The 291-nt window shown below is 30.6% G+C and carries 1 protein-coding gene; it reads left to right on the plus strand.

What is annotated here, in order from left to right; genetic code table 11:
* The coding region (locus CCO88_RS09805) for a DUF2920 family protein (RefSeq protein ID WP_042966319.1) at positions 1-291 on the plus strand (291 nt) is incomplete at both ends.

Consider the following 291-nt stretch of genomic DNA (forward strand, 5'->3'; position numbering starts at 1 on the left):
TATTGCTAAAAATTTTGATGTTGTAGCGGTGCATGTTTTTTATCATTGTTTTTGTCAAAGGCGTTCGGATGTTGAGAAATATAGTGCTTTTACAATGTTTACAAAAGATGATGTGTCAAATTTATCTCAGGCTTTATTGGAAATAGGTGTTAATATCAATGTTAATCTTGAGAACGCACAACAATGTTATGAATTACTTAATCAGAATATTACTACTTTAAAATCACAAAGAAAACTAGCGCAAAATTATCAAGCGAAATTCACCTCAACTTTTATCCCACCTAATGGAGA

The sequence above is a fragment of the Campylobacter coli LMG 9860 genome (assembly GCF_000254135.1).
GTDB classification, from domain to species: Bacteria; Campylobacterota; Campylobacteria; order Campylobacterales; family Campylobacteraceae; genus Campylobacter_D; species Campylobacter_D coli.